Below are 25,692 nucleotides of genomic sequence, written 5' to 3' on the forward strand. Positions count from 1 at the left end.
CGCCGGGGCGCGCCGCCAGCAGCTTCACCGAGCTTTGGGGAACCCTATGCACGGTCGAGAGGGTACGTCATCAGTCGCGCGTATGACAGTGGTCACGGCAGGTGAACCGGATGGTTAGCGATCTTGAAACAGTGCGGAAACACGGCCGGAACGCGAGCCCCGGAAGGGGGGCGAACCGGGTGGAACGGACACCGCCGGGGCGGGCCGTGTCGGCGCCGCCCCGGCGGGGGACTGGGTGGTGCTACCGGACGGTGATCACTTGACGTTCAGCGCGACGTCGTCGATCACGAAGCTGGTCTGGTTGGAGCCGTCCTCGGTGCCGGTGAACGTGAGGGTCACGGTCTGGCCGGCGAAGGAGGTCAGGTCCAGGGTCTGCTGCACGTAGCCGGCGGCCGCGTCCGCGTTGGACCAGGTCTTCAGCGTGGTGTTGCCGGCCTTCAGGGTCAGCTTGTCGTAAGCGGTGGCGCCGGTCTCCGCGGTGTCGATGTGCAGCGCGAAGGTGAGGGTCGCGGAGGCGCAGCCGGCCGGGACCGTGACGGTCTGCGACAGGGTGTCGGTGTGGGTGGTGCCGTAGCCGTCCAGCCAGGCCTTCCAGCTGCCCGAGTGGGCCGGCTCGGAGGAGCTGTTGTCCAGCACGCTGCCGGAGGCCGTCCAGGGGGCGGCGGTGCCGCTCTCGAAGCCGCCGTTGCCGATCAGCTGGGCGGCGGTGCAGCCGCCGGCGGGCGGCGGGGTGGTGCCGCCGGTGCTTCCGCCGGTGCTGCCGCCGAGCAGGGCGGTGGTGAGGGCGTCGGCGACCGGGCTGCCCCAGCCGGTGACCTGGTCGTAGCCGGTCTTGGTGGCGAAGTCCTGGTTGGCGCCGCTGGTCACGTCGTGGAAGGCGCTGCCGTAGCCGGAGCTGTTCGCGACCGCGTACAGCTTCGGGCTCGCCTCGCCGAGGGCGGGCTGCCCGGCGGCCTTGGCCTTCTGGTTGAACTGGGCTGCGTAGCCGGCCCACAGCGGCGCGGCCGCGCTGGTGCCGCCGTAGACGTTCCAGCCACCGCCGGTGTAGATCGCGAAGCCGCTCTGCGGGTCGGCGTTGGAGGCGACGTCCGGGACGGTGCGCATGGTGCCGTTGACGCCGGTGCCGGTCTGCCAGCTGGGCTTGGCGAACACGGTGGAGACGCCGCCGCCGGCGGTGCTCCAGGCGCTCTCCGAGGAGTAGCCGTTGCTGCCGGTGACCTGGAGGTTGGTGCCGCCGACGCCGGTCTGGTGCGGGCTGGAGGCCGGGAAGTCGACCGAGGTGACGCCCGAACCGCTGGCCGAGCGGGTGCAGTCGCGCGAGCCGTCGTCCCCGGAGGCCGAGAACACCGAGATGCCCTGGGCGGCGGCCTGCTTGAAGGCGTTGTCGACGGCGGTCATCGAGGCGGCGGTGGTGTCCGGCTCGCAGGTGCCCCAGGAGATCGAGATGACCGAGGCCTTGTTGTCGGCCACGATCTTGTTGGCCATGTCGATCTCGCCCTGGTCGCTGTTGGGGGCCTCGTAGAGCAGCTGGGTGGCCTTGGGGGCCGCGCCGCGGACGATCTCGCTGTCCAGCTCGACCTCGCCCTCGCCCTGGCCGGGCGAGGAGTCGTAGTTCGCGCCGTCCACCGCGACGGTGGAGACGGCCGGGCCGGTCAGGCCGTACTGCGAGTCGTAGGTGGTCAGGTCCGAGGACTTGTAGCCGTCGAACTCCCAGAGGGCGACCGTGGTGCCGGTGCCGTCGGCGCCGGTCTTGTCCAGGTTGTAGGCGCCCCGGTACTGGGCCGGGGACATGCCGTTGGGGGTGGCGGTGGCGGCGTTCGGCGTCACCGAGTTCGGCGTGGCGATCCGGCCCTTGCGCACCGCGTGGTTGTCCAGGCCGCTCAGGCCCTGGACCACGGAGGCCAGTTCGGCGGGGATCGAGGCGGCGTCGTCGTTGGCGAAGAAGGTGCGCTGCTGCTGCGGGTCGACGTAGGCGCTCTCGTGGGTGCCGAAGGCCTGCGAGATCTGCGCGGCGGTGCCGTGGGCGTTGACCACCTGGCGGTTGGCGCTGATGTCGCCCACGGTCAGGCCCTGGGCGGTCAGGTAGGCCTTGACCTGGTCGACGGCCTGCTGGGTGGGCGCGAACTGCGCGCTGAACTGCTCCGGCGTCAGGTACTTGCCGAACTCCGGCGTGCCGGGCGTGGTGACCGCGGTGAGGAAGCGGTCCAGCTGGTCGGCGTTGCGCAGCTTGAGGCTGACGGCCACCGAGATCTGCTGCTCGGCCGGGACGTCACCCTTCTTCTCCGCGTGGGCCACCGCGGGGTTCACGGTGTTCGGCAGGGCGACGCGCGGGGCCGCGTGGGGGGTGGCGGCCTGCGCGGTGGAGACGCCGAGCGAGACGGCGGTCAGCGGCAGGACGGCTATCGCCGCGGCGAGGGCGAGGGAACGGGGGCGCACGGATCCTCCTCCGGCCGGCTGTGGGGAGCCGGCAAGGGGCAAGGCGTTCCGAGGGGTTCGGGAACGCTGGCTAGAACATGTCAGAACGGATCGGTGCTGTGGATCATGGATGGGCAATTGGTTGCTAAAAAACAGTCAACTGTGGAGGCGTGGAAAGCGGGGGATTCCATACAGTGAATGGCCGGAATTCCGGCGACGGTCCATACCGATTCGCCGCGCCGGGACCGGCCGTAGAATCGGACCGAGCCGAGGGAGGGCCATGACTGACGTGACGCCGGACCCGAGGGACCACCGGCCGCTGATCGGCGAGCCGCTGGCGCTCGACCTGCTCAACACCCGCTGGGCCGGCACACCCGTCAACGACGCGCTCACCGATGTCGAGCAGTACGGGATCTGGCTCTCCAGCAACGGGCTGAGCGGGCGCTGCACGGCCGACGAGTCCGGGCTGACGGCGATCCGGCAGGCCCGCGAGGCGATCCTGTTGGCCGCCCAGGAGGCTCGCGAGAAAGGCGAGTTGGGCGCGGCCGGGCGGAGCGGGCTGGACGCGGTGCTGGCGCACGGGCGGATCCGGCGGACGGCCGGGCCGGGCGGGGCCGAGGAGCGGGTCGAGGCCGACCGGCCGGAGTGGCTGGCGCCCTGGCTGGCGGCGGACGACTTCCTCGGGCTGCTCGGGCAGGGCGCCCACCGGGTCAAGCAGTGCGCACACGAGGCGTGCATTCTGCATTTCTTCGACGCCTCGCAGAACGGGCGCCGGCGGTGGTGCAGGATGGCGGTCTGCGGGAACCGGGCGAAGGCGGCGCGGCACTACGTGAAGGCGCGCGGTTGACGGACGACCGAACGAAGCGTCGGCGTCGCCCCGCAGACGGGAGTTCGAAGAAACGCCCTCACGGACGACCGAACGACGACTGGTCGGCGGGCGGGCCGTCCCCGCGCCCCTGGCGGAACGCGGGGACGAGCGGGCCGGTCAGGCCTCGGTGGGGGCGCCCAGCCAGCTGGTGAGGGCCTCGCGCAGTTCGCCCTGGCCCGGGTCGACGGCGCCCCAGGCGACGTAGCCGTCCGGGCGGATCAGCAGGACGGTGTCGGCGAGCTTGCCGTGCGGGTCGGCCGGGGCGGCGCAGACCAGGTGGTCCGCCCAGGGCCCGGTGGCGGCCAGCTCGTCATTGCTGACCAGGACGAACTTCCCGGCGCGCAGCGCCTCGTAGAGCCGCTCGGGTCCGACCGGGGCGCCCTCGGCGGGCTTGCTGAGGGCGGTCAGCCGGAGGTCCGGTACGCGCTTGCCGACCTGCGGGTGGGCGCCCTTGGGGGCCGGGTAGGAGATCTCGATGCCGGAGACCATCCGGGCGCCGCGCTCGGTGAGCAGGTCCAGGTGGCCGCCGATCGCGGTGAGCGCTCCGCGCAGGGCGCGGGTGGGGGCGGACTCGGCGAGGGCGATCCGGATCAGCGCGCCGGAGGTGCGCAGCACCGCCTTGCCGACCGGGTGCCGCTCGCTCTGGTAGGTGTCCAGCAGCGCGTCGCCGGCGCCGCCGCGGAGGGCGGCGGCGAGCTTCCAGGAGAGGTTGGCGGCGTCCTGGAGGCCGGTGTTCATGCCCTGGCCGCCGGCCGGGGAGTGGCAGTGGGCGGCGTCGCCGGCCAGGAAGACCCGGCCGGAGCGGTAGTTGGGGGCCTGCCGCTCGTCGCTGTGGAAGGTCGAGCTCCACCGCACGTCGTGCAGGCCGAAGTCCTCGCCCTGGGTGGCCCGGACGATCGCGGTGAGCTGCTCGGGGGTGGGGGTGGTGCCGTCCGGGTGCTGCTCGTTGCGGTCCCAGGCGATGACCCGGTACCAGCCGTCGCCGAACGGGGCGATGAAGGAGAAGCCGCTCTTGTTGGCGCCCACGGCGATCGCGTCGGCGGGCTCCCGCTCCAGCCGGACGTCGGCCAGCAGCACCGAGTCGACCACGGACTCGCCGGGGAAGGGGATGCCGAGCAGTTCGCGGACGGCGGAGCGGACGCCGTCGGTGCCGACGGCGTAGCGGGCCCGGTGCGTCCGGCCGTCGCCGGTCTCCAGAGTGACGCCCTCGGCGTCCTGGCGCAGTCCGGTGACCTCGGCGCCGCGCAGGATGGTGGCGCCGGCCCGTACGGCCCGTTCCTGGAGCGCCCGTTCGACGTGGTACTGCGGGGTGATCAGGACGAACGGGAAGCGGCTGGGCAGGGTGCTGAGGTCGATGCCGACCTTGTTCAGCATCCTCAGCCCGCTGAGCGGGCGGCCGGTGGCGATGACTTCCTCGGCGATGCCCCGGGCGTCCAGCAGTTCCAGGGTGCGGGCGTGCACGGCGAAGGCACGGGTGAGGTTCGACTCGTTGGTGCGCTTCTCCAGGACGGTGACGCCGACCCCGGCGGCGGCGAGGTCGCCGGCCAGCAGCAGTCCGGTCGGTCCGGCGCCGACGATGATGACGTCGGTTTCGGTCGTCGGCTTCACGGCCATGTATCAGCTCCCGTTGTTCGGAGGGCGGTTGGACGCCGTTTCCGGCGCTCTCCCAGCCTCCATCATCGCGGGCGCGGCTGGAGCTGTGAACCGCCGGTCCCCCGGTGGCCGTCGGCCGCCGGGGGACACGGGGGGTTCGAGGGGGCGGGCCGGCTCAGCCGTGGCGGCGGATCTCCACGGTGCGGAACCGGTTGGCGACGAAGGCGCCGTCGCAGTAGGCCGAGTTGGCGGCCGGGTTGGCGCCGGTGCCGTGCAGGTCGGAGAAGGCGGCGGTCTGGTTGGGGTAGACGCCGCCGGTGAGGTTGAGCGACAGCGAGACGCCCGAGTCCAGCGCGGCCTCGACCAGCAGGGCCTCCACCGCGGGGGAGGTGGTGTAGCCGGAGGCCGTCATGGCGCCCTTCTCGCGGACCGTGGTGCGCAGCAGTTCCACGGCGGCGGGGGTGGACTCGACGGCGACGGCGAAGGTGACCGGGCCGAAGCACTCGCTGCGGAAGACCGAGCGGTCGTCCGGCTTGTCGGCGTCCAGCTTGACCAGCGCCGGGGTGCGCAGGGTCGCGCCGGGGAAGTCCGGCGAGACCACCGCGCGCGGGGCGAGGGCGAGTTCGCCGTACTCGCCGCCGGCCGCGGCGGCCGAGCGCTGCAGCACGCCCGGGTTGACCACGGCGCCGAGGATGGCGGCGGCCCGGGCGTCGTCGGAGAGCAGGCCCTCGATGGCGGCGGCGAGATCGGTGACCACCTGGTCGAAGGACTTGTCGCCCTGGTCGGTGCCGATGCCGCCGCGCGGGATCAGCAGGTTCTGCGGGGTGGTGCACATCTGGCCGGTGTAGAGGGAGAGCGCGAAGGCCAGGTTGCCCAGCATGCCCTTGTAGTCGTCGGTGGAGTCGATCACCACCGCGTTCACGCCGGCCTTCTCGGTGTAGACCTGGGCCTGCTTGGCGTGCTCCTCCAGCCAGTCGCCGAAGGCGGTGGAGCCGGTGTAGTCGATCATCTTGATCTCGGGCCGGACGGCGAGCGACTGGGCGACGGTGCCGCCCTCGTGCTCGGCGGCCAGGCAGACCAGGTTGGCGTCGAAGCCGGCCTCGGCGAGCACCTCGCGGGCGATCGCGACGGTCAGCGCGAGCGGCAGCACGGCCCGCGGGTGCGGCTTGACCAGCACCGGGTTGCCGGTGGCCAGCGAGGCGAACAGGCCCGGGTAGCCGTTCCAGGTGGGGAAGGTGTTGCAGCCGATCAGCAGGGCGAGGCCGCGCGGGACGACGGTGAACTGCTTGGTCATGACCAGCGGCTCGCGCTTGCCCTGGGGCTTGGTCCAGCCGGCCTGCTCGGGCAGCCGGGTCTGCTCGGCGTACGCGTAGGCGACGGCCTCCAGGCCGCGGTCCTGGGCGTGCGGGCCGCCGGCCTGGAAGGCCATGCCGTAGGCCTGGCCGGTGGTGTGCATGACGGCCTGGGCGAACTCGTGCGAGCGGGCGTTGATCCGGTGCAGGATCTCCAGGCAGACGGCGGCGCGGTGCAGCGGCGAGGCGGCGGCCCAGCCGGGCCGGGCGGCGCTCAGCGCGGCGATCAGCGCGTCCGGGGCGGCGTGCGGGTAGGTGATGCCCAGCTCGATGCCGTACGGGGAGGCCTCGCCGCCGACCTGGTCGCCGTCGCCGGGGTGGCCGTCGAGGGCGAAGGGCTTGCCGAGCAGCGCGTCGAAGGCGGCCTTGCCGTCCGCCGGGCCGCTCTCGCCGTAGGCCTTCGGGAACTCGGGGTACGGGGACCAGTAGTCGCGCTTCGCGGCGGCGGCGAGCGCGGCGTCCAGGGTGGCCTGGTGGCGCTCGACCAGCTCGCCGACGAAGGGGTGGGTGACCGCTGCGGACATCTGTGCGCTCCTCAGAGGGGAGGACGGGACACGTCACAGGGTAACCGAACGATCGGTCGGTTCAAGAGGGTGCCGGGAACGGATTGCGGCCGGGGCGCCGGGGGCGGGAAGCGGATGGGGCGGGGGCGGGAAGGGGACGGGGCGCTGGGGCGGGAAAGGAACGGGGGCGCGTCCTGGTCGGACGCGCCCCCGGAGGCCTTCGGCGGGCCGGGTCTACGGCACCCCGAGCTCGAAGATCACGTACCCGGCGTACCAGCCCGAGGCGATCGCGCCCGTCCCCAGCACCGTCGCCAGCACCGGCCAGCTGAGCTTGCGCATCCCCACCGCGAGTGCGATGAACAGCGGGAAGGCCGGCAGCAGGTAGCGCGACACGTTGCCGAAGATGCCCAGGCTGCCGAGCACCGAGACGATCGTGGCCAGCGTGTAGGCGGTCAGCACCAGCGGCGGGCGCAGCCGCACCAGCAGCACGATCAGCACCGGCAGGCTGAACACGATCAGGGTGGCCAGGAGGTCCGGCACGGGGAACGCGAAGGGGTAGTCGCTGCGGCCCAGCAGCACCCCGCGGATCGCCTGCCAGGTGCCCTGGCCGCCGTCGAAGTAGTGCAGCCAGGCGTCGTGCTGCAGCCGGAAGTAGCCGCCCCACTCGCCGGTCCGCGAGCCCACCCAGGCCACGTAGCCCAGCAGGCCGACCGGGGCCAGCAGCATCGCCGCCAGCGGGCGCAGCACCCCGCTCTCCCGCCGGTACAGCTCGACCAGCGCGGCCAGGCCGACCGCGCCGATCAGCGCCGCCGCGGTCGGCCGGTTGAGCCCGGCGACCAGGGTCACCACCCCGGCCGCCACCCACTGCTTGGTCATCACCAGGTAGCAGGCCCAGGCCGCCAGCGCGACGAACAGCGAGTCCGAGTAGACCGCCCACTCCGCGCCCGAGCCGGGCGCGATCGCCCAGAGCCCGGCCGCGATCACGCCCGCGCGGGGACCGGACAGCTTCTCCACCACGGCGTAGATCCCGGCGGCGGCGAACAGCGAGGCCAGCACCGAGACCAGCATCCCGGCGCCGTAGAGGCCGAGGCCGGTGGCGTCCGAGGTCAGCCGCATCAGGCCCGGGTAGAGCGGGAAGAAGGCGGCCGAGTTCTGCTCGATGTTGAAGCCCGGCTGGCCGCCCGGGATCGGCACCAGCGCCGGGTGGTAACCGAACTGGGCGACCTGCTGGTACCACCAGCCGTCCCAGCTGGCCAGCACGTCCCAGGGGTTGGCGCCGCCGCCGAACCGGGCCGGCTTCTTGGCGTAGTCGCCGGCGAAGGAGAGCAGCTTCATGAAGACGGTGAAGCCGATCAGCTTGAGCACCGCGTAGCACCACACGGCCGGGCCGAACCGCACCACCAGTGCCTGGGCGCGCTCCTGCCAGGTGCGCGGGGAGCCCTCCGGCTGCCCGCTGCGCTGGTCGGGCACGTCGGAGGAGACTGCCGGTATTGCGTTCATCAGCTGCGAACCCCAGGCTGCTGGACGTGGACGATCGTCCGCCGAGTCTAGGGGGTCCCCTCTCCGGCTGGTGTGGACCAGCTGGACCCGATCGCGTGCCGCGCGGGGCGGCCGGGGATACTCGGAGGATGGCCGATCACACCACGCGCACCGCCTACACCGTCGAGTCACTGCTCGCGGTGACCGTCGACGTGTTCAACGAGCGCGGATACGACGGCACCTCGATGGAGGACCTCTCCCGGGCGGCCGGGATCTCCAAGTCCTCGATCTACCACCACGTCCGCGGCAAGGAGGAACTGCTGCGGCTGGCCGTCGGGCGGGCGCTGGACGGGCTGTTCGCGATCCTGGCCGAGCCGGCGGCGGTGACCGGCCCGGCGGTGGAGCGGCTGGAGCACGTGGTGCGGCGCACCGCGGAGGTGCTGCTGGCGGAGCTGCCGTACGTGACCCTGCTGCTGCGGGTGCGCGGCAACACGGCCACCGAGCTGTGGGCGCTGGAGCGGCGCCGGGACTTCGACCACCAGGTGGCGGAGCTGGTGCGGGCGGCCGTCGCGGACGGCTCGCTGCGCGGGGACGTGGAGCCGCGGCTGGCCACCCGGCTGCTGTTCGGGATGATCAACTCGATCGTGGAGTGGTACCGGCCGGGGCTGAAGGCGGCCGACGGGGTCGCGGACGCCGTGGTGCACCTGGCCTTCGACGGGCTGCGGGCGCGGTAGGCGGTCGCCGGGCGGCGTGCGGCAGGGTGCCCTGAGCTCCCCGGAGGCGAAGGGCACCTAATCGGGCGGCACCTGGTCGGTCTCCTCGAACACCAGCATGGTCTGGGTGCCGAGCACCTGCGGGATGGACTGGATGCGGTTGAGCACCAGCTCCCGCAGGGCGTGGTTGTCGGCGGTGTGCACCAGCAGCAGGACATCGAAGTCCCCGCCGACCAGGGCGATGTGGGCGACCCCGGGCAGCGCCAGCAGCTGCTCCCGCACGGTGCGCCAGGAGTTCTGCACGATCTTCAGGGTGATGTACGCGGACGCGCCCTGACCTGCCCGTTCGTGGTCCACCCGGGCGGTGAAGCCGCGGATGATGCCGTCCTCGACCATCCTGGAGATCCGGGCGTACGCATTGGCCCGGGACACGTGCACCCGCTCGGCCACCGAGCGGATCGAGGCGCGGCCGTCCTGCTGCAGCAGCCGAAGGATCGACCGGTCGACCCGGTCGAGTCTGGACATCTGTTCAGCCGACATGACCCCCCACCCTCGACGATTGGACACACTGCCACCAGTCGACCGCCACTCTGGCCGAATGTCCACCACCTTGTCACGCTTCTGGTCAAAGTGAACAGACGACCGAACAATCGGTAGGGAGCCCCCGCCACCCATGGAGGTGCCCCGAGATGACCGTTCTCGACCACAGACACCACACCGGAGTGCCCGGCTGGATGCCCGGGGCCACCGCCCCGCGCACCGATCCGGCCCCGCTCCTCCCGGACGTCTCCCCCGTCCGGGTGCTCGGCACCCCCGCGCTGGAGAAGTACGACCCGGCGCTGCTGCGCGAGCTCTACCGGCGACTCGTCGTCGGCCGCCGCTACAACCAGCAGGCCACCACTCTGACCAAGCAGGGCCGCCTCGCCGTCTACCCGGCGTCCACCGGGCAGGAGGCCTGCCAGGTCGCCGCCGCCCTGGTGCTCGGCGAGCGCGACTGGCTGTTCCCCAGCTACCGCGACACCCTCGCGGTGGTCTCCCGCGGGGTCGACCCGCTGGAGGCGCTGACCCTGCTGCGCGGCAACGCCCACACCGGCTACGACCCCCGCGCCAGCCGGACCGCCCCGCTCTGCACCCCGCTCGGCACCCAGGCCCCGCACGCCGTCGGACTGGCCCACGCCGCCCGGCTGCGCGGCGAGCCGGCGGTCGCGCTGGCCCTGCTCGGTGACGGTGGCACCAGCGAGGGTGACTTCCACGAGGCGCTGAACTTCGCCGCCGTGCTGCGGGCGCCGGTGGTCTTCCTGGTGCAGAACAACGGCTACGCGATCTCCGTCCCGCTCAGCGCGCAGTCCGTAGCGCCCAGCCTCGCCCACAAGGCGGTCGGCTACGGCATGCCGGGCCGGCTGGTGGACGGCAATGACGCGCCCGCCCTGCACTCGGTGCTCAGCGAGGCGGTGGAGCGCGCCCGCGCCGGCGACGGCCCGACCCTGGTCGAGGCGCTGACCTACCGGATCGAGGCGCACACCAATGCCGACGACGCCACCCGCTACCGCACCGAGTCCGAGGTGGAGGCCTGGCGGGAGCACGACCCGATCCTGCTGATGGACCGCGCCCTGCGCGCACTCGACATCCTGGACGACGAGTTGGTCCAGCAGGCGGCCGACGAGGCCGAGGCGCTGGCGGCCCGGATGCGGGCCGAGTTCCATGCCGACCCGGAGCTCGACCCGATGGCCCTGTTCGCCCATGTCTACGCCGAGCCGACCCCGCAACTGCAGGAACAGGCAGCCCAGTTGGCAGCCGAGCTGGCCGCCGAAGCCGAGGTGCAGCACTGATGTCGACCTCAACCCCCACCCGCACCCTGAGCATGGCGCAGGCGCTCAACTCCGCGCTGCGGGACGCCCTGCGGGAGGACCCGACGGTCCATGTGCTCGGTGAGGACGTCGGCGCGCTCGGCGGCGTCTTCCGGATCACCGACGGGCTCACCGCCGAGTTCGGCGCCGACCGCTGCCTGGACACCCCGCTCGCCGAGGCCGGCATCCTCGGCACCGCGATCGGCATGGCGATGTACGGGCTGCGCCCGGTGGTCGAGATGCAGTTCGACGCCTTCGCCTACCCGGCGCTGGAGCAGCTGTTCTCGCACGTCGCCAAGATGCGCAACCGCACGGCCGGCCGGCTCCCGCTGCCGATCACCGTGCGCATCCCGTACGGCGGCGGCATCGGCGGCGTCGAGCACCACAGCGACGCCTCCGAGGCGTACTACGCCAGCACCCCCGGCCTGCACGTGGTCACCCCCGGGACGGTCGCCGACGCCTACGGGCTGCTGCGCGCCTCGATCGCCTCCGACGACCCGGTGGTCTTCCTGGAGCCCAAGCGGCTCTACTGGGGCAAGGCCGACCTCGACCCGACCGCGCCGGTCGAGCCGATCGGGAAGGCCGCACTGCGGCGCAGCGGCACCTCCGCCGTGCTGATCACCTACGGCCCCTCGCTGCCGGTCTGCCTGGAGGCGGCCGAGGCGGCGCGGGCCGAGGGCTGGGAGCTCGCGGTGCTCGACCTGCGCACCCTGGTGCCCTTCGACGACGAGACCGTCACCCGGGTGGTGCGCTCGATCGGGCGCGCCGTGGTGGTGCACGAGGCGAGCGGTTTCGGCGGCACCGGCGCGGAGATCGCCGCCCGGATCACCGAGCGCTGCTTCCACCACCTGGCCGCGCCCGTGCTGCGGGTCACCGGCTTCGACATCCCGTACCCGCCGCCGATGCTGGAGCACCACCACCTGCCCGGAGTGGACCGGATCCTGGACGCGGTCGCCCGGCTGCAGTGGGAGGACTGAGGATGATGCCCGTCGTACGGGAGTTCCGGCTGCCCGACCTCGGTGAGGGACTCACCGGGGCGGAGGTGGTGCGCTGGATGGTCGAGGTCGGTGAGGTGATCGCGGTCGACCAGCCGGTGGTGGAGGTGGAGACGGCCAAGGCCGTGGTGGAGGTGCCCTGCCCGTACGGCGGGGTGGTCACCGCGCGGTACGGCGCGGAGGGCGAGGAGATCGCCGTGGGCGCGCCGTTGGTGACGGTCGCGGTGGCCTCGGCGGGTTCGGACGGTTCCCCGGAGGGCGCTCCGGAGGCTCCGGCCGCGCTGTCGGCGGAGGTCGAGCGGCCGCTGGTCGGGTACGGGGTGGCCGAGAGCAGGGGTGGACGGCGGCGCCGGGTGGGGGCCGCCGCCCCGGCGGCGGTCGCGGTCGCGCCGACCGCTCCGGTTGCCCCCGTCGCTCCGACCGTTCCGGTCGCTCCGGTTGCGCTGACCGCTCCGGTCGTGGTGCCGGTGATCTCGCCGCTGGTGCGGCGGTTGGCCCGGGAGCAGGGGGTCGACCTGGCCGCGCTCACCGGCAGCGGGCCGGACGGGCTGATCATGCGGGCGGACGTCGAACGGGCGGTAGCGGCCAAGGTGGCCGCTCCGGTGGTGGCCGCTCCGGCCGTCGCGGCTCCGGGGGGCGACGTCGTCCCGCTGCGCGGGCTGCGCAAGGCGGTGGCCGAGAAGCTCAGCCGCAGCCACCGGGAGATTCCCGCCGCGACCTGCTGGGTGGACGCAGACGCCACCGAACTGATGTCGCTGCGAAGGCAGTTGAATGCCACGCCGGGGCCGAAGGTGAGCGTGCTGGCGCTGCTGGCCCGGATCTGCACGGTGGCGCTGGCGCGCTTCCCCGAGCTCAACTCCAGTGTGACCGAGGACGGTTCGGGCATCGTCCGGCACTCGGCGGTGCACCTGGGCTTCGCGGCCCAGGGGGAGCGCGGACTGGTCGTCCCGGTGGTCCGGGACGCCCACACCCGCAGCACCGAGCAACTCGGTGAGGAGCTGGCCCGGTTGACCGAGTCGGCGCGCAGTGGGTCGCTCACTCCTGCCGAACTGACCGGCGGCACCTTCACGTTGAACAACTACGGGGTGTTCGGCGTGGACGGCTCCACCCCGATCCTCAACCACCCCGAGGCGGCGATGCTCGGGGTCGGCCGGATCGTGGCCAAACCCTGGGTGCACGGCGGGCAGTTGGCGGTCCGCGAGGTGACCCAGTTGTCGTTCACCTTCGACCACCGGGTCTGCGACGGCGGGACGGCGGGCGGTTTCCTGCGGTTCGTGGCCGACTGTGTCGAACAGCCGGGGATGCTGCTGCGGCAGCTCTGAGCGGGCCGGAGCTGGACCGCTCCGAGCAGGGCGGGGTCGCCCTGGGTGTGCTGCTCGGCACTCAGGGCGACCGCCGATCGAGCGAGAGTAGCGCGTTCCCGGGCCGGGCGTGCGGGCTTCACATGATTTGTCGGATGAGCAGTTCGGGCGTGCCACGCTGCCTAGGCGTCAGCAGAGACAAGCCAGGTGGTGGCGCAGGCCGGCCGGAGGCGAAACGATTCTCTTGGGTACTCGAAACGTTGCGGTGAAGTCCCGCAGAACACTCCTGATCCGCACCGGGCACGGCTCGGCGGAGGCCGCCTCCGTCCCGGGCCTGCCGGAGGTGCCGCCGGTGCCGGCGGACCCGCCCGACCTGCCGCCCACGGCGGTGCACCTGCCGCCGGTCGCGCCACCGGTCGTGCCGCCCCCGCCCACCGAGCCGCCGGCCGTCCCCGCGCCCAGCTACCCGGAGCCGCCCTCGACCACCGGCACCGCCCCCTCCTTCCAGCCGCTGCTCACCGCTGCCCCCAGTCTCAACTGGGCCGGCCCCGGCGACAGTTGGAGCGACGCCTGGGCCACGCCACCGTCCGCCGGGCCGTCCGCCGGGCCGTCGGCGCCCGGCATGCCGGGCGGCGTGGTTCCGATCGCCGCCGCCTCCGGCGTCGAACTACCGCTCACCGCACGGGACATCGAGCTGATCCGGGCCAGCCTCGCAGTGGTCGAGCCGGTCGCCGACCGAGCCACCGCGCACTTCTACGCCCTGCTCTTCCTGCACCACCCCGAGGTCCGCTCGCTCTTCCCCGCCGCCATGGACGTCCAGCGCGACCGGCTGTTCCGCGCCCTGCTGGCCGCCGCCCGCGGTGCCGAGGACCCAGCGGCGCTGCGCACCCGGCTGAGCGCGCTCGGCCGCGGCCACCGCCGCTACGGCACCCTGACCGGCCACTACGCCCCGGTGGGGGAGTGCCTGGTGCAGGCGCTGGCCCGGTACGCGGGCAGCCGCTGGGACGCCGAGACCGAACTGGCCTGGCGCCGCGCCTACCGGCTGATCTCCACCCTCATGATCGAGGCCGCCGAGGAGGCAGCCCGTACCTCGCCGCCCTGGTGGCAGGGCGAGGTGGTCCGGCACGAGCACCGCACCCGGGACGTCGCGGTGCTCACCGTCCGCCCGGACCAGGCCTACCCGTTCCGGGCCGGTCAGTACTGCAGCCTGGAGACACCCTGGTGGCCTCGGGTCTGGCGGCCCTACTCCTTCGCCTCCGCACCGCGCCCGGACGGGCTGCTGACCTTCCACGTCAAGGCCGTCCAGGCGGGCTGGGTGAGCAACGCGCTGGTGCACCGGGCCGCCCCCGGGGACGTCCTGCGGCTGGGCCCGGCGGCCGGCTCGATGACCGTCGACCACACCGCCGGCGCCGACCTGCTCTGCCTCGGCGGCGGCACCGGCATCGCGCCGATCCGCGCCCTGGTCGAGGAGGCGGCCGAGCACGGTGCGTCCGGGGGCAGCGTCGAGGTGTTCTACGGGGCCCGGAGCGCCGCCGAGCTGTACGAGCTGGACGCGCTGCGCCAGCTGGCCGGGCGGCTGCCCTGGCTGACAGTACGGCCGGTGCTGTCCGGCACCGGACCGGCCGAGGGCGTGCTGACCGGTGAACTGCCAGAGGTGGTGGGCCGGTTCGGGCCGTGGGCCGGCCGGGAGGCGGTGCTCAGCGGCCCGCCCGCGATGGTCCGGCGCGGAGTCGGGGTGCTGCTGCGGGCGGGCCTGCCGGCCGAGCGGATCCGGCACGACCTGGTCGGCGAACTGGCGGCGGGATAGCGGCCGGGCCGGGCCGGGGCGGGGCGGGGCAGGGCGGCGGCCGGGTCGGCGGCCCGGTGGTCAGCCGAGGTCGGGAGCGAGGAGCGCGCGGATGCCCTCGATGTTGGCCGCGAGGTACGCCCGCAGCCGGGGCGGGACGACGTTCACCGAGGTCACGCCCTCACGGGTGAACGGCAGCCGGACCACCTCGTACTCGCCGTTCGGGTCCGTCACCTCGGGCCCGTGCCGCCGGCTGAGGTCCATCGAGGCCAGCCGGCAGACGAAGAAGTGCTGCACCTTCACCCCGTGCGGGTGGAGCAGGGTGCCGTCGTCGTGGTGCGTGTGGCTGATGGTGTCGACGAAGGCGGGCACCACGTCCACGACCTTGCCGCCGAGTTCCTCGTCCACCTCGCGGTGCAGCGCCTCGACCACCGTGCGGTCCTCGGGTTCGACCCCGCCGCCCGGGGTGATCCAGTACGGGTGCGGCGCCCCGGGCCGGACCCGCCGGATCAGCACGATCGAGGCCGGGCCGTGCGGATCGTCCGGGTCCAGCTCCAGCAGGATCGCCCGCGCGGTCCGCTTGACCACCGGGCGCGGCGGCGGGGTTCGGTTGTCGGGGCTCATGGCGACCTCCGGGGCTGGCGCGTTGTGCGGGAGTGTCCCGCGCCGGGCCGGGGTCGAAACGCCCGGGATGGGGGGAATGGGCCCGCCGTGGGTGCTCCGAGGCCCGCCGTTCGGCCGCTGGATCCGCCCGTTCGTCTCCGCACGCTCCGTGCCGGGCCCGGTGAGGTCACTCGTTCACCATGTGAAAAAGCACGCCTTGTCCACGACCTGCCCAAACATGGACGATGAGGATCGAACGTGGATTGCCTGCCCGAAACCGTCGAAACCATGTCCGGCCGCCGGCGGAACCCTCATCCCCACACACCGAGGCCGGGCAGAAGAGAGGTACTGGCGCCATGCAGCACAGCACAGTCCAGGGGCACCTGGTGATGAACCTCGTGGTCTCGCCCGAGCTGTCCTTCAGCCTCGTGGTGGACCTGGCGTACGAGCCCGGCGATCCGTACGCGCTCCGGTGCACCTTCCACCTCCCCGGCGACGCCCCGGTCACCTGGGTGTTCGCGCGTGAGCTGCTGCTCGACGGCCTCAGCGGCCCGGCCGGCGAGGGCGACGTGCGCATCCACCCGGTCGACGGGGAGCTCTCGGAGGTCTCCATCGAGCTGCACTCCCCCAACGGGGACGCGCTGCTGCGTGCCCCCGCGCCCCCGCTGATCGCCTTCCTGGCACGCACCGACCGGCTGGTGCCGATGGGGCAGGAACGCACCGGCCGGGAGCTCGACGCCCAGCTCGCGGACATCCTCCGGGGATGCGACGCGGGGTGAGGCGCCGAGTCCCCGGGGTGAGTCCCCGGGGGTGAGTCCCGGGATACGACGAAGGGGCCCGCACCCGGGGGAACACCCGGGCACGGGCCCCTCTCGCGTCCGCGAGCGACACCGCGCACGACGGGGTCAGTCGTCGTCCAGGGCCAGGTGCAGACCCCAGGCGACCAGGCTGATGATCAGCGAACCGACGAGCGCGGAACCGAAGTTGACCACGTGGAAGTCCAGCTCCAGCTTGGTCGACGCCCAGGACGTCAGCAGCAGCATCAGGGCGTTGATCACAAAGGTGATCAGGCCCAGCGTGAGGATGAACAACGGGAACGAGAACAGCTTCACCACCGGCTTGATCAGCCAGTTGATGAGCCCGAAGACGACGGCGACGCCGAGCACCGTCAGCGCCTTGTGCTGCCAGTCGGCCTTGCCCTGGGCGAGTTGGATGCCGCTGACGATCCAGGCGGCGACCCAGATGGCCGCCGCGTTGATCAGTGTTTTGATGACGAAACCCTTCATGGCGCCCAAGCCTGACAGGCGCCCCGGCCCGGGGGAAGCTCCCGTAGGAGGAGCTGGTGTTGAATGCCCCTGGTCCGGGAGGTGGACGGGACGGCCCGGGCGGACCGCCGAAGGGCGGGTGACGGAGGAGGACGGCAGCGGTGAAGGTGTTCCGGCTGGACGAACTGGACGCGGAGCGGGCGGCCAACGACGGCGCGTACCTGCGGTTCCTGCGCGAACCCCGGATGTCCGCCGGCCTGTACGCGCTCTCCCCCGGCGACACCGACACCCAGACCGCCCACGACCAGGACGAGATCTACCAGGTGATCAGCGGCCGGGCCGAGCTGACCGTCGGCGTCGAGACCACGACCGTCGCGCGCGGCACCGTGGTGTACGTCCCGGCCGGCACCCCGCACCGCTTCCACCACATCACCGAGGAACTGCGGGTCCTGGTGGTGTTCTCCCCGCCGGAGGACTGACCCCGTCCGCCCGTCGTAGGGTCGGTCGTATGACCCGCAGCCTCACCGACGAGCTCTGGGCGTCGATCGAGCCGATCTACGCCGAGATCCTCGCCCACCCCTTCATCGGCGGCCTCACCGACGGCACCCTGCCGCGCGAGGCGTTCCGACACTTCGTCGTCCAGGACTCCCACTACCTGCGCGACTACGCCCGCGCGCTCGCCGTCTGCGCCGCCAAGGCCCCCGGCGAGGCCGACGTCCGGGCCTTCGCCGACGACGCGGTCGGTGCGCTGGCCGCCGAGCAGGGGATGCACGCCGAGTTCCTGACCGCCTTCGGCGGCACCGCCGAGCAGGCCGCCGCCGAACCGGTGCTGCCCACCACCCGGGCCTACACCAGCTACCTGCTGGCCACCGTGTACGGCGGTTCGTTCGCCGAGGCGCTCGGCGCGGTACTGCCCTGCTACTGGATCTACGCCAGGGTCGGCGAGGCGCTGCTCGCCCAGGGCTCCCCCGACCCGCTGTACGCCAAGTGGATCGCCACCTACGGCGACGAGGCCTTCCAGTCCGTGGTGCGCCGGGTGCTGGCGCTCACCGACCGGCTCGGCGAGGAGCTGTCGGCGGCCGAACGGCGCAAGGTGGTCGAGCACTTCGGGACCACCTCGCGCTACGAGTGGATGTTCTGGGACGCCGCCTGGCGCGGGGAGCGCTGGCCGGTCTGACCCGACCCCCCGCCGTTTCTCGGGGGTCTTCCCGGGGGTGCGGATAGGGGTGATCTAGGGGTTCTCTCCGGGCCGCAGGCCCTCGTTCCGCCGCCTGCGCCCCCGTACGATCGAAGCATCGGAAGCAAGCGGGATGCGGCCACCGAACGGCAGCCGGCCCGAGGGGAGAAGAGGAACCGACATGGCTGAGCTCTGGAAGTCGCTGCCCTCCTGGGTGCGCAACATCGTCATCCCGGTGCTGGTCCTGGTGCTGGCCTGGAACATCATCGCCTTCGTGTTCGGCGTGGTCGGCGCCCTGCTGAGCATCGTGATCAAGCTGCTGGTGGTCGTCGGCATCGCCGCCGCCGTGGTGATCCTGGTCAAGAAGGCCGCCAAGAGCTGACCCCGCTCCGACCGCCGCGCGGAGCACTTCCGAAGGCCCGGCACCCCGTCCGCGGGGGCCGGGCCTCGGCGTTCCCGCCGTCCGTCGCCCGGCCGATTCCGTTCGGAGACCGTCTGGACCTGCGGCGATCGGCTCGCTACCGTGTTGGGCGTCATGTGCAGGCAACACCGCCTGCGACGCGGGAGCTCGGAGCACCGGGCTGAGAGGGCGCTGACCGGACCGTCGACGGACGGACCGACGGCTGCGTCGACCGCAGGAACCTGGACCGGGTAATGCCGGCGTAGGGAGTAGAGGTCAGATGACCACGTTCGAAGCACAGCCGCAGCCTGCCCACAGTGCCCCCAGCAGCGAGCGCACCGGTTACCCCACCCCGGCCTGGCGCAAGGCCTACCGCGACGGATCCCGCCCCGACCTGCGGGTCCCGTACCGCGAGGTGCAACTCACCAACGGCCGGACCGTCCCGCTGTACGACACCTCCGGTCCGTACACCGACCCGGCGTACGAGCCCGACGTGCGGCGCGGGTTGCCCGCCCTGCGCGACTCCTGGATCCGCCAGCGCGGGGACGTCGAGGAGTACGACGGCCGCGAGGCGCGCCCCGAGGACGACGGGATCAAGCACACCTCCCCGCGCGGCGGAAACCTGCGCAACCTGGACGCCGTCTTCCCCGGCCGCCCACGCCGCCCGCTGCGCGGCCGCGGTGACGCCGCTGTCACCCAACTCGCTTACGCCAAGCGGGGCGTGGTGACGCCGGAGATGGAGTTCGTGGCGCTGCGCGAGGGCCTGGAGCCCGAGTTCGTGCGGGACGAGGTGGCCCGCGGCCGGGCCGTCATCCCGGTCAACGTGAACCACCCCGAGGTCGAGCCGGCCATCATCGGCACCAACTTCCTGGTGAAGATCAACGCCAACATCGGCAACTCCGCCGTCACCTCCTCGATCGAGGAGGAGGTGGAGAAGATGACCTGGGCCACCCGCTGGGGCGCCGACACCGTCATGGACCTCTCCACCGGCCGCAACATCCACACCACCCGCGAGTGGATCCTGCGCAACTCCCCCGTGCCGATCGGCACCGTGCCGCTCTACCAGGCCCTGGAGAAGGTCGACGGCAAGGCCGAGGAGCTCAGCTGGGAGGTCTACCGGGACACCGTCATCGAGCAGTGCGAGCAGGGCGTCGACTACATGACCGTCCACGCCGGCGTGCTGCTGCGGTACGTCCCGCTCACCGCGCGCCGCAAGACCGGCATCGTCTCGCGCGGCGGCTCGATCATGGCCGCCTGGTGCCTGGCGCACCACCAGGAGAACTTCCTCTACACCAACTTCGAGGAACTCTGCGACATTCTGGCGCGCTACGACGTCACCTTCTCGCTCGGTGACGGCCTGCGCCCCGGCTCCATCGCCGACGCCAACGACGAGGCGCAGTTCGCCGAACTGCAGACCCTCGGCGAGCTCGGCCGGATCGCCCGGGAGCGGGACGTCCAGGTGATGATCGAGGGCCCGGGCCACGTCCCGATGAACAAGATCAAGGAGAACATGGATCTCCAGAAGGAGATCTGCGACGAGGCGCCGTTCTACACCCTCGGCCCGCTCACCACCGACGTCGCCCCCGGCTACGACCACATCACCTCGGGCATCGGCGCCGCCATGATCGCCTGGTGGGGCACCGCCATGCTCTGCTACGTCACGCCCAAGGAGCACCTGGGCCTGCCCAACCGGGACGACGTCAAGACCGGCGTGATCACCTACAAGATCGCCGCCCACGCCGCGGACCTCGCCAAGGGCCACCCCGGCGCCCAGGCCTGGGACGACGCCCTCTCCGACGCCCGCTTCGAGTTCCGCTGGGAGGACCAGTTCAACCTGGCCCTCGACCCGGAGACCGCCCGGGAGTTCCACGACGAGACTCTCCCCGCCGAACCCGCCAAGACGGCCCACTTCTGCTCGATGTGCGGCCCGAAGTTCTGCTCGATGAAGATCTCCCAGAAGATCCGCGACGAGCACGGCGACGGCTCCACGGCCGTCACCAGCGGCTTCGACGCCGAGGCGCTGGCCGGCATGGCCGAGAAGTCCGCCGAGTTCGCCGCCCAGGGCAACCGGGTCTACCTCCCCCTGGCCGACTGATCCCTGTGTGCGGCTGAGCCTTTCCTCGATCCTGGGGGAGGGCTCAGCCGCGTGCCGCTCACTGGGCTTGGAAGGGCTCGGCATCCGACTACCGGATGGCCGGGCCCCGTCCGGATCGCCAGTCGTCGATCCGCTTGCGGATGCTCGGGACCATGGCCAGGCCGTCCACGTCATCCGGCTCGAACCAGGCCACCTCGAACGACTCGTCGGACACCCGTAGTTCGCCGCTCACCGGCCGGGCGAGCAGGCAGATGGAGAACTCCTGGCGCACTTCGCCGTCGTCGTATGCGAAGACGTGGCCGGGGTTGGTGTAGGTCCCCACGATGCCCGTGATCTCCACGTGGATGCCGGTCTCTTCAAAGGTCTCCCGGATGCCGCATCCCGCGAGTGACTCGCCCAGCTCCATCTTGCCGCCGGGCAGGGCCCACATCCCGTTGTCCGCGCGCCGCTGGAGCAGGATGCGGCCTGACTCGTCCACGACGACCACTGAGGCGGCTGGAACGAGGCTGTTGGGCTTCGGTGCGTTCGGGTCGTCCTCGTAGTCACGCCTGGCCATGTTGCGATCCCTTCCAGATGTTGCGCCCGCGGCTCCAGAGCTCTTCGACGTGATCGGCGAACCGGTCGAACATGCCGTCGTCCTGCGCTCGCCTCAGGTGCATCATCGGCGAGTCATGGCCGACCCTGCGGGCGAGGATCGGCGTCACGATCATCTCGTCATCGAACCGGAAGACGGACAGGTTGACGTGACCGGTCTCGAATCGTCCCTCGATGTCCCCGACGTCCCGGAGCCGTTGCAGCTCGCTCAGCGTCACGGCGATGCGGGTGGACAGGGTGAGCGGGACGCCCTCCTCGGCCTCGCGGGCCCGGGTGACAGGACTGTCCGGATCGCCGATAAGGAACCGGATCCGACAACCGGTCTGGGCCTTCCGGCGGAGCGCGCCGGCCAGGTTCGCCTGTTCCAACCACAGGAAGTAGTTGGTGTATCCGGCGAACGTCAGCTCACGTTGCGCCTTGGTGATGAGTGACCGCCAGAGCGCGGAGGGCGCAGCTGATCGATACGGGAACACCTGGATGACCTCGCGGTCTGGTCCCGTCTTGAGTGCCGAACGGACGGCGGTTGGCCACAAGGTGGCTTCCTCCTCTCCCAGCGCCTCGCAGGCCGCCCATCGATGTCGGGCGTGGGGGATGCGGGTGGGGTTGGCGATCCATCGGCTGACGGTCTTGCCATCGACGCCGCATGCCTCTGCGAGCTGCGCTTCGGTCATCTTGGCATTCGCCATCGCACGGCGGAGAGCGTGATTCATGGTTCACCTCTTGAGCCCGTAGGGGACGGGACGAACCGTATCGACGAAGCGTCCCAAACGTCCCGCAAACGCGGTAGGAACGCCCTGGCATGCGGCGAGAGCATCAGAGCGTGACAGGGCTTCAGCTCTTCGTGATCGCCGGTCGCGCCAACGCGCTCGAAAGGGGGCTCTCCCGTGCCTGACACTGCGTCATTCCCGGTCCCGCAGGAGTGGGACGTGGAGCCGGACCCGTTGGCTGTTCCGTCGGCCCGTCGGCTGGTGGTCGAGATCGCGCGGTTCTGGCGCGTGCCGCTGTCGGACGACGCGTTGCGCGATGTCGAGTTGTGCACGAGCGAGCTGTTGGCGAACGCCATGGAGCACACGAAGGCTCGCTGCAAGGTGACGGTGCGTTGGACGGGCATCCACCTGCGGGTCGAGGTCGCGGATACCTGCCTCCGGCTCCCGAACCCGGACTCGGCACAGGACACCGTGACCGGCGGCCGGGGCCTGATCCTGGTCGCGGGGCTGTCGCACTCGTGGGGGTGGCATCCCGCAGGGGCCGGGAAGGTCGTCTGGTTCGAGATCGCGGCCGACCAGTTGGTGACGGGAGACGCGCGACTCTCCGTGCTCGTCCATGCCGCACAGGCCCGGCCGGATCCCGTCGCGCAGACCGTCTGACCCCCTCAAGCTCCACCTGGCCACGCTAGGGAATCGCGGCCGGGTGGATCGGCGGCTCCGACCGCTTCAACCCCCACGGTCGGCGCCGTCACAGCTCCACACCCAAGTGCCCGAAGCGCAGGGCGATTCACCTCAGATCTTCCGCCCAGAGCTGGGCGGAAGCCATGAAGGAAGGAGCACCAACGTGGAGAACAGCACGAAGAAGTCGGCGCCGGAGACGAGCGGGTTGCTGGTCGCGGTCGAGGAGTTGACCGCTGTCCAGGACCGGTACGACAGCCTCCGCTCCGACAACGCCGGGTCGTCCGGCGATTCGCCGTGGCCCGGTGGCGACGGCAACCTGACCGACATCGAGTAGGCCCGGTCACCCCAAGGGGCGGGGGCTTCGCGGCTCCCGCCCCGTTTCCAGCACGCTCCCATGGAGGTACGTAGTGGAACACCGTCTGGTCACCGCCATCGAGACGGCCCTGGGCTGGGACAGCTGCGAGCCGATCGGCAACAGCTTCGCCCTCGGCCGGATCGAGGACGAGGCGCTGCTGTCGCGCATCCTCACCCCCAACAAGCTGCTCGACGTCGCGATGCGACGCAGCCTCAACCGGCCGCAGTTCCGCGCCTTCCAGAAGGGCGAGGAAGTCCACCCGGCCGTGTACTTCACCGACACCGTCAGCCCGCGCGGCCAGTCCATCCCGATGGCCAACATGCACCGCTTGGGTGACCTGCTCCGCGACGGCGCGACGCTCATCATGGACCAGGTCAACGTCTTCGACCCCACCATGGAGGTCACCTGCCGCGCTTTGCAGTGGTGGGCGCACGAGCGGGTGCAGGTGAACGCGTACCTCACCACCAACGACGCCGCCGGCTTCCCGCTGCACTGGGACGACCACGACGTGATCGTCGTCCAGCTCTCCGGGGAGAAGGACTGGGAGGTGCGAGGCACCACGCGCACCGCGCCCATGTACCGGGATGCCGACCCCAACAACACCCCGAGCGACACCGTGATTTTCAACGGCACGCTTCAGGCCGGCGACGTTATGCACATCCCGCGCGGCCACTGGCACCAGGCCACCCGCACCGGAAGCGGGGCCGGTCACAGCCTCCACGTCACCTTCGGCATCACCAAGCGCACCGGTGCCTCCTGGATGGCCTGGCTGGGCGACTGGTGCCGCGAACAGGAGATCTTCCGTCTCGACCTCGACCGCTCCGGTTCCGGCAGTGGCGCGCTCGTGGAAGCCGCCACCCGCCTCGTCGGCCAGCGCGGGCCGGAGGACTTCCTCGCCGCCCACAGCCAGCAGACCACTCCCGGACGCCACGTGCCCTACCTCGGCATCTTCGGCCCCCTCCACGGCGTGGTGTGCACCGCCCACTTCCCGCCCCGGATCGGGGAACACGGGGACATCGTGGACGTCTGGGCGGCCGGGAAGAAGCTGACCTTCGCCGCCAAGGCCCTGCCCGCCCTGCGGCTACTGCTCAGCGGCCGCCCGGTCCAGCTCGACCAGGCCGCAGCCGTCGCCGGGGCTGAAATCCACGAGGTTGCCGAGATCCTGATCAAGGAGGAGCTGTGCGCACCGCTGACCGACGAATTGTCCTCGGGCTACACCGGTCTCGTCACCGACGCGACCTCCTGACCAGCGCCCTGGACCTCGGCGTCACCGCACTAGACACCGCCGCGAACTACCTCCACCACCGATCCCACAGCACCCTGGCGGCGGTCGCCGGCGACCTGCTCCCGGAGTTCTCGATCTCCACCAAGGTCGGGTACTTCGAGGACGGGCACAGCCTCGATCCGGCTCGGCTCCGGGGCGCTGTTGAGCAGGCTGTGGTGGATCTTGGCCTTGAGCCGACCGTGGTGCTCCTGCACAACCCCGAGCACTCCGCTCCGGATGCCGAGACCCTGTCGCAAGCGTGTGCGGTCCTGGTCGACGCGGTGGTGAGGGGGCTGTGTGGCTCCTGGGGGATCTCCACCTGGGACCCGCGCTCGCTGGTCGGCATCGCCCTGTCCCGGCCCGACACGCTGATGGTCCGCTCCGGGCTCCTGGTCAGCAGCAGCGTCCTCGATGCCGCTGATGCACTAGTGACCGCGTGGCGGCCGGCAGCGGTGTGGGGCATGAGCCCCTTCGGTGGCAGCACCACCGCACCTGTCTGGCAGAAGGTGGACCCGAGGATGTTCCTACGGTCTCCAGCTGCCACTTCGGTGCAGGCGGGGTTCCGGGTCGCCTTCGCGCTGCCCGCAGTGGACGCGGTGGCCGTCAGCACCGACGACGCCGAGCACTTGCGGGAACTGCTCGGCGGCCTGGGCCAGGAGCTCGATGCCGAGACCGTCCAGGCCTACCGGCAGCTTCTGCGTCAGTCCCCCTGAAGTTCCTTCACCGCCTGCTCCGCCAGCGCGCGAGCACCATCGCGGCGCGGGTCCTCGGAATGCCCGTACGGCCCGAGGATCTTCGCCGCGACGAACAACGTCATCAACTTGCCGTCCCGGCTCGCGAAATCGGCGCTCCGCTCGACGCGGACCCGATCGGCCAGCGCCGGTACGGCAAGCGACGCCCCCCACAGCGTGGCCGCGTCCAGGCCGCGCGGGGCCATCCCCCAGTCCTCCCAGTCGAAGACGCAGAACTCCGGCGCCGTCACGTTCGCCCAGTTCAGATCCGCATGCGCCGGACACCACTCGCTCACCGTCGCATCGACAACTGGGAACACTTGGTGGATCGTCCTGGTCACCAGCTCCTGCGTGATGGTCTCCGTGTCGGGGGTGGCGATCCGGTTCGTCCGCTGCTGAGCGAGCGCGTCGAGAGACGCGTTCAGCTGTGCCCACCACCCGGGAGGTAGCTCGGGGTCGTCCGCCACGACTGCGGACCCCACGGGCTCGGCTGGTAGGAGCCTGGTTTCGTCGGCTCGCCACATCACCGGCTCGGCCTCATCCCGCCATGCGAGGCCAGCCAGCCACGCGGGTTTCGCGATGCCGTCCAGTGCCTCGGCCGCGGGCGTGCCGTCCCCGCCCTGCACGCCGATCCGGTCCAACCCGCGCCGCTCGATCCGCACCCATGTGCCGCGCCCGGTGCGAGCGCCTACGGATCGACGCTTGCGGACAACCGTCGCACGATCGAGCTGGGTCCCCAACGCGGACTCGACCCGTTCCAGCACCTCGTCAACCGGCACCCGACGCAGATCTGTCATGGGGCAACGGTAGCGATTCCCAGCCAAGTTGGAGGCACTCCGCTGGTCGTGCCGCATCCGATTCGCTCTCGTGGCACGGGCTTTCGGCAAGCGATGACCACTCCGGCCGGGCGCCCCGATAGCTGCCGAGAGTAGGGGAGGGCGGGTGCGGTCGAGGCCGCGCGTACGGGC

General features: G+C 71.8%; 25 protein-coding genes. 15 read left to right on the plus strand and 10 right to left on the minus strand.

Features of this window, described 5'->3' with window-relative positions; all coding sequences use genetic code 11:
• Positions 1-255 precede the first annotated feature (255 nt).
• Positions 256-2,436 carry a S53 family peptidase gene (locus ACZ7BZ_RS04245; RefSeq protein ID WP_470357016.1) on the minus strand — a complete coding sequence of 727 codons (2,181 nt, stop codon included), beginning with the start codon at positions 2,434-2,436 and terminating at the stop codon, positions 256-258.
• A gap of 259 nt (positions 2,437-2,695) precedes the next feature.
• Here ACZ7BZ_RS04245 and ACZ7BZ_RS04250 point away from each other — a divergent pair, with 259 nt between their 5' ends.
• Entirely contained in the window at positions 2,696-3,262 is a 567-nt protein-coding gene (locus tag ACZ7BZ_RS04250) for a CGNR zinc finger domain-containing protein (protein ID WP_470357017.1), read from the plus strand.
• Between the two features lie 138 nt (positions 3,263-3,400).
• Here the strand turns inward: ACZ7BZ_RS04250 and ACZ7BZ_RS04255 are convergent, their stop codons facing one another.
• From ACZ7BZ_RS04255 to ACZ7BZ_RS04265, 3 genes are all read right to left on the minus strand, one after another.
• A complete protein-coding gene (locus ACZ7BZ_RS04255) occupies positions 3,401-4,897 on the minus strand; it encodes an FAD-dependent monooxygenase (protein WP_470357018.1) in 1,497 nt (498 codons plus the stop codon).
• 154 nt (positions 4,898-5,051) lie between these two features.
• Positions 5,052-6,752 (minus strand): phenylacetic acid degradation protein PaaN, encoded by a 1,701-nt coding sequence (gene paaN / locus ACZ7BZ_RS04260; RefSeq protein WP_470357019.1) that lies wholly within the window; start codon positions 6,750-6,752, stop codon positions 5,052-5,054.
• Positions 6,753-6,965: 213 nt separating this feature from the next.
• Positions 6,966-8,231 carry a hypothetical protein gene (locus ACZ7BZ_RS04265; protein WP_380452463.1) on the minus strand — a complete coding sequence of 422 codons (1,266 nt, stop codon included), beginning with the start codon at positions 8,229-8,231 and terminating at the stop codon, positions 6,966-6,968.
• A gap of 128 nt (positions 8,232-8,359) precedes the next feature.
• On the opposite strand from ACZ7BZ_RS04265, the gene ACZ7BZ_RS04270 reads away from it, so the two are divergent.
• On the plus strand, positions 8,360-8,944 hold the full coding sequence (locus tag ACZ7BZ_RS04270) for a TetR/AcrR family transcriptional regulator (protein ID WP_465739916.1): 585 nt from the start codon (positions 8,360-8,362) through the stop codon (positions 8,942-8,944).
• A 57-nt stretch (positions 8,945-9,001) separates the two neighbouring features.
• Here the strand turns inward: ACZ7BZ_RS04270 and ACZ7BZ_RS04275 are convergent, their stop codons facing one another.
• Entirely contained in the window at positions 9,002-9,463 is a 462-nt protein-coding gene (locus tag ACZ7BZ_RS04275; protein WP_380452466.1) for an Lrp/AsnC family transcriptional regulator, read from the minus strand.
• Between the two features lie 149 nt (positions 9,464-9,612).
• Here ACZ7BZ_RS04275 and pdhA point away from each other — a divergent pair, with 149 nt between their 5' ends.
• From pdhA to ACZ7BZ_RS04295, 4 genes are all read left to right on the plus strand, one after another.
• Positions 9,613-10,752, plus strand: coding sequence for a pyruvate dehydrogenase (acetyl-transferring) E1 component subunit alpha (gene pdhA / locus ACZ7BZ_RS04280; RefSeq protein WP_470357020.1), 1,140 nt, complete (start codon positions 9,613-9,615; stop codon positions 10,750-10,752).
• Entirely contained in the window at positions 10,752-11,747 is a 996-nt protein-coding gene (locus ACZ7BZ_RS04285; protein WP_470357021.1) for an alpha-ketoacid dehydrogenase subunit beta, read from the plus strand. The genes pdhA and ACZ7BZ_RS04285 overlap by 1 nt, the downstream gene beginning before the upstream one ends.
• Before the next feature lie 5 nt (positions 11,748-11,752).
• On the plus strand, positions 11,753-13,087 hold the full coding sequence (locus tag ACZ7BZ_RS04290; protein ID WP_470357170.1) for a dihydrolipoamide acetyltransferase family protein: 1,335 nt from the start codon (positions 11,753-11,755) through the stop codon (positions 13,085-13,087).
• Positions 13,088-13,331: 244 nt separating this feature from the next.
• On the plus strand, positions 13,332-14,873 hold the full coding sequence (locus tag ACZ7BZ_RS04295; protein WP_470357022.1) for a globin domain-containing protein: 1,542 nt from the start codon (positions 13,332-13,334) through the stop codon (positions 14,871-14,873).
• A 60-nt stretch (positions 14,874-14,933) separates the two neighbouring features.
• On the opposite strand, the gene ACZ7BZ_RS04300 is transcribed toward ACZ7BZ_RS04295, so the two are convergent.
• Positions 14,934-15,476, minus strand: a complete 543-nt coding sequence (locus ACZ7BZ_RS04300; RefSeq protein ID WP_465739922.1) for an NUDIX domain-containing protein — start codon at positions 15,474-15,476, stop codon at positions 14,934-14,936.
• 335 nt (positions 15,477-15,811) lie between these two features.
• Here ACZ7BZ_RS04300 and ACZ7BZ_RS04305 point away from each other — a divergent pair, with 335 nt between their 5' ends.
• Positions 15,812-16,234, plus strand: coding sequence for an SsgA family sporulation/cell division regulator (locus ACZ7BZ_RS04305; RefSeq protein ID WP_470357023.1), 423 nt, complete (start codon positions 15,812-15,814; stop codon positions 16,232-16,234).
• 126 nt (positions 16,235-16,360) lie between these two features.
• On the opposite strand, the gene ACZ7BZ_RS04310 is transcribed toward ACZ7BZ_RS04305, so the two are convergent.
• A complete protein-coding gene (locus tag ACZ7BZ_RS04310) occupies positions 16,361-16,741 on the minus strand; it encodes a phage holin family protein (RefSeq protein WP_380452477.1) in 381 nt (126 codons plus the stop codon).
• A gap of 140 nt (positions 16,742-16,881) precedes the next feature.
• Between ACZ7BZ_RS04310 and ACZ7BZ_RS04315 the strand changes: the two genes are divergently transcribed.
• The 4 genes from ACZ7BZ_RS04315 (at position 16,882) to thiC (ending at position 20,392) form a co-directional block, all read left to right on the plus strand.
• Entirely contained in the window at positions 16,882-17,199 is a 318-nt protein-coding gene (locus ACZ7BZ_RS04315; protein WP_470357024.1) for a cupin domain-containing protein, read from the plus strand.
• A 29-nt stretch (positions 17,200-17,228) separates the two neighbouring features.
• The gene (gene tenA, locus ACZ7BZ_RS04320; protein ID WP_470357025.1) at positions 17,229-17,897 is read left to right on the plus strand and encodes a thiaminase II; all 669 of its coding nucleotides are present in this window, start codon (positions 17,229-17,231) and stop codon (positions 17,895-17,897) included.
• A gap of 181 nt (positions 17,898-18,078) precedes the next feature.
• Complete coding sequence (locus ACZ7BZ_RS04325; RefSeq protein ID WP_188305823.1) at positions 18,079-18,279, plus strand: DUF5326 family protein; 201 nt, start codon at positions 18,079-18,081, stop codon at positions 18,277-18,279.
• 298 nt (positions 18,280-18,577) lie between these two features.
• A complete protein-coding gene (gene thiC, locus ACZ7BZ_RS04330) occupies positions 18,578-20,392 on the plus strand; it encodes a phosphomethylpyrimidine synthase ThiC (RefSeq protein WP_470357026.1) in 1,815 nt (604 codons plus the stop codon).
• 88 nt (positions 20,393-20,480) lie between these two features.
• Here thiC and ACZ7BZ_RS04335 read toward each other — a convergent pair whose 3' ends face one another.
• Together ACZ7BZ_RS04335 and ACZ7BZ_RS04340 are read right to left on the minus strand one after the other, a co-directional pair.
• Positions 20,481-20,948, minus strand: coding sequence for an NUDIX hydrolase (locus ACZ7BZ_RS04335; RefSeq protein ID WP_470357027.1), 468 nt, complete (start codon positions 20,946-20,948; stop codon positions 20,481-20,483).
• Positions 20,935-21,696, minus strand: coding sequence for a DUF5919 domain-containing protein (locus tag ACZ7BZ_RS04340; RefSeq protein ID WP_470357028.1), 762 nt, complete (start codon positions 21,694-21,696; stop codon positions 20,935-20,937). Before ACZ7BZ_RS04340 ends, ACZ7BZ_RS04335 begins: the two co-directional genes overlap by 14 nt.
• A 216-nt stretch (positions 21,697-21,912) precedes the next feature.
• Here ACZ7BZ_RS04340 and ACZ7BZ_RS04345 point away from each other — a divergent pair, with 216 nt between their 5' ends.
• The 4 genes from ACZ7BZ_RS04345 (at position 21,913) to ACZ7BZ_RS04360 (ending at position 24,706) form a co-directional block, all read left to right on the plus strand.
• Positions 21,913-22,353 carry an ATP-binding protein gene (locus tag ACZ7BZ_RS04345; protein ID WP_470357029.1) on the plus strand — a complete coding sequence of 147 codons (441 nt, stop codon included), beginning with the start codon at positions 21,913-21,915 and terminating at the stop codon, positions 22,351-22,353.
• A gap of 184 nt (positions 22,354-22,537) precedes the next feature.
• Complete coding sequence (locus tag ACZ7BZ_RS04350; protein WP_470357030.1) at positions 22,538-22,708, plus strand: hypothetical protein; 171 nt, start codon at positions 22,538-22,540, stop codon at positions 22,706-22,708.
• Between the two features lie 73 nt (positions 22,709-22,781).
• A complete protein-coding gene (locus ACZ7BZ_RS04355) occupies positions 22,782-23,975 on the plus strand; it encodes a JmjC domain-containing protein (protein WP_470357031.1) in 1,194 nt (397 codons plus the stop codon).
• On the plus strand, positions 23,909-24,706 hold the full coding sequence (locus tag ACZ7BZ_RS04360) for an aldo/keto reductase (protein WP_470357032.1): 798 nt from the start codon (positions 23,909-23,911) through the stop codon (positions 24,704-24,706). Before ACZ7BZ_RS04355 ends, ACZ7BZ_RS04360 begins: the two co-directional genes overlap by 67 nt.
• On the opposite strand, the gene ACZ7BZ_RS04365 is transcribed toward ACZ7BZ_RS04360, so the two are convergent.
• Positions 24,694-25,521 carry a hypothetical protein gene (locus ACZ7BZ_RS04365; protein WP_470357033.1) on the minus strand — a complete coding sequence of 276 codons (828 nt, stop codon included), beginning with the start codon at positions 25,519-25,521 and terminating at the stop codon, positions 24,694-24,696. The genes ACZ7BZ_RS04360 and ACZ7BZ_RS04365 overlap by 13 nt on opposite strands.
• Positions 25,522-25,692: the final 171 nt, after the last annotated feature.

It is taken from the genome of Kitasatospora sp. NPDC036934 (genome assembly GCF_055608425.1).

What these genes read in the sequence shown, in the direction of transcription:
- ACZ7BZ_RS04250 (WP_470357017.1), top strand. Translation starts at nt 2,696, where the DNA reads ATGACTGACGTGACGCCGGACCCGAGGGACCACCGGCCGCTGATCGGC.
- ACZ7BZ_RS04255 (WP_470357018.1), bottom strand. Translation starts at nt 4,897, where the DNA reads ATGGCCGTGAAGCCGACGACCGAAACCGACGTCATCATCGTCGGCGCC.
- paaN (WP_470357019.1), bottom strand. Translation starts at nt 6,752, where the DNA reads ATGTCCGCAGCGGTCACCCACCCCTTCGTCGGCGAGCTGGTCGAGCGC.
- ACZ7BZ_RS04265 (WP_380452463.1), bottom strand. Translation starts at nt 8,231, where the DNA reads ATGAACGCAATACCGGCAGTCTCCTCCGACGTGCCCGACCAGCGCAGC.
- ACZ7BZ_RS04270 (WP_465739916.1), top strand. Translation starts at nt 8,360, where the DNA reads ATGGCCGATCACACCACGCGCACCGCCTACACCGTCGAGTCACTGCTC.
- ACZ7BZ_RS04275 (WP_380452466.1), bottom strand. Translation starts at nt 9,463, where the DNA reads ATGTCGGCTGAACAGATGTCCAGACTCGACCGGGTCGACCGGTCGATC.
- pdhA (WP_470357020.1), top strand. Translation starts at nt 9,613, where the DNA reads ATGACCGTTCTCGACCACAGACACCACACCGGAGTGCCCGGCTGGATG.
- ACZ7BZ_RS04285 (WP_470357021.1), top strand. Translation starts at nt 10,752, where the DNA reads ATGTCGACCTCAACCCCCACCCGCACCCTGAGCATGGCGCAGGCGCTC.
- ACZ7BZ_RS04290 (WP_470357170.1), top strand. Translation starts at nt 11,753, where the DNA reads ATGCCCGTCGTACGGGAGTTCCGGCTGCCCGACCTCGGTGAGGGACTC.
- ACZ7BZ_RS04300 (WP_465739922.1), bottom strand. Translation starts at nt 15,476, where the DNA reads ATGAGCCCCGACAACCGAACCCCGCCGCCGCGCCCGGTGGTCAAGCGG.
- ACZ7BZ_RS04305 (WP_470357023.1), top strand. Translation starts at nt 15,812, where the DNA reads ATGCAGCACAGCACAGTCCAGGGGCACCTGGTGATGAACCTCGTGGTC.
- ACZ7BZ_RS04310 (WP_380452477.1), bottom strand. Translation starts at nt 16,741, where the DNA reads ATGAAGGGTTTCGTCATCAAAACACTGATCAACGCGGCGGCCATCTGG.
- tenA (WP_470357025.1), top strand. Translation starts at nt 17,229, where the DNA reads ATGACCCGCAGCCTCACCGACGAGCTCTGGGCGTCGATCGAGCCGATC.
- ACZ7BZ_RS04325 (WP_188305823.1), top strand. Translation starts at nt 18,079, where the DNA reads ATGGCTGAGCTCTGGAAGTCGCTGCCCTCCTGGGTGCGCAACATCGTC.
- thiC (WP_470357026.1), top strand. Translation starts at nt 18,578, where the DNA reads ATGACCACGTTCGAAGCACAGCCGCAGCCTGCCCACAGTGCCCCCAGC.
- ACZ7BZ_RS04335 (WP_470357027.1), bottom strand. Translation starts at nt 20,948, where the DNA reads ATGGCCAGGCGTGACTACGAGGACGACCCGAACGCACCGAAGCCCAAC.
- ACZ7BZ_RS04340 (WP_470357028.1), bottom strand. Translation starts at nt 21,696, where the DNA reads ATGAATCACGCTCTCCGCCGTGCGATGGCGAATGCCAAGATGACCGAA.
- ACZ7BZ_RS04365 (WP_470357033.1), bottom strand. Translation starts at nt 25,521, where the DNA reads ATGACAGATCTGCGTCGGGTGCCGGTTGACGAGGTGCTGGAACGGGTC.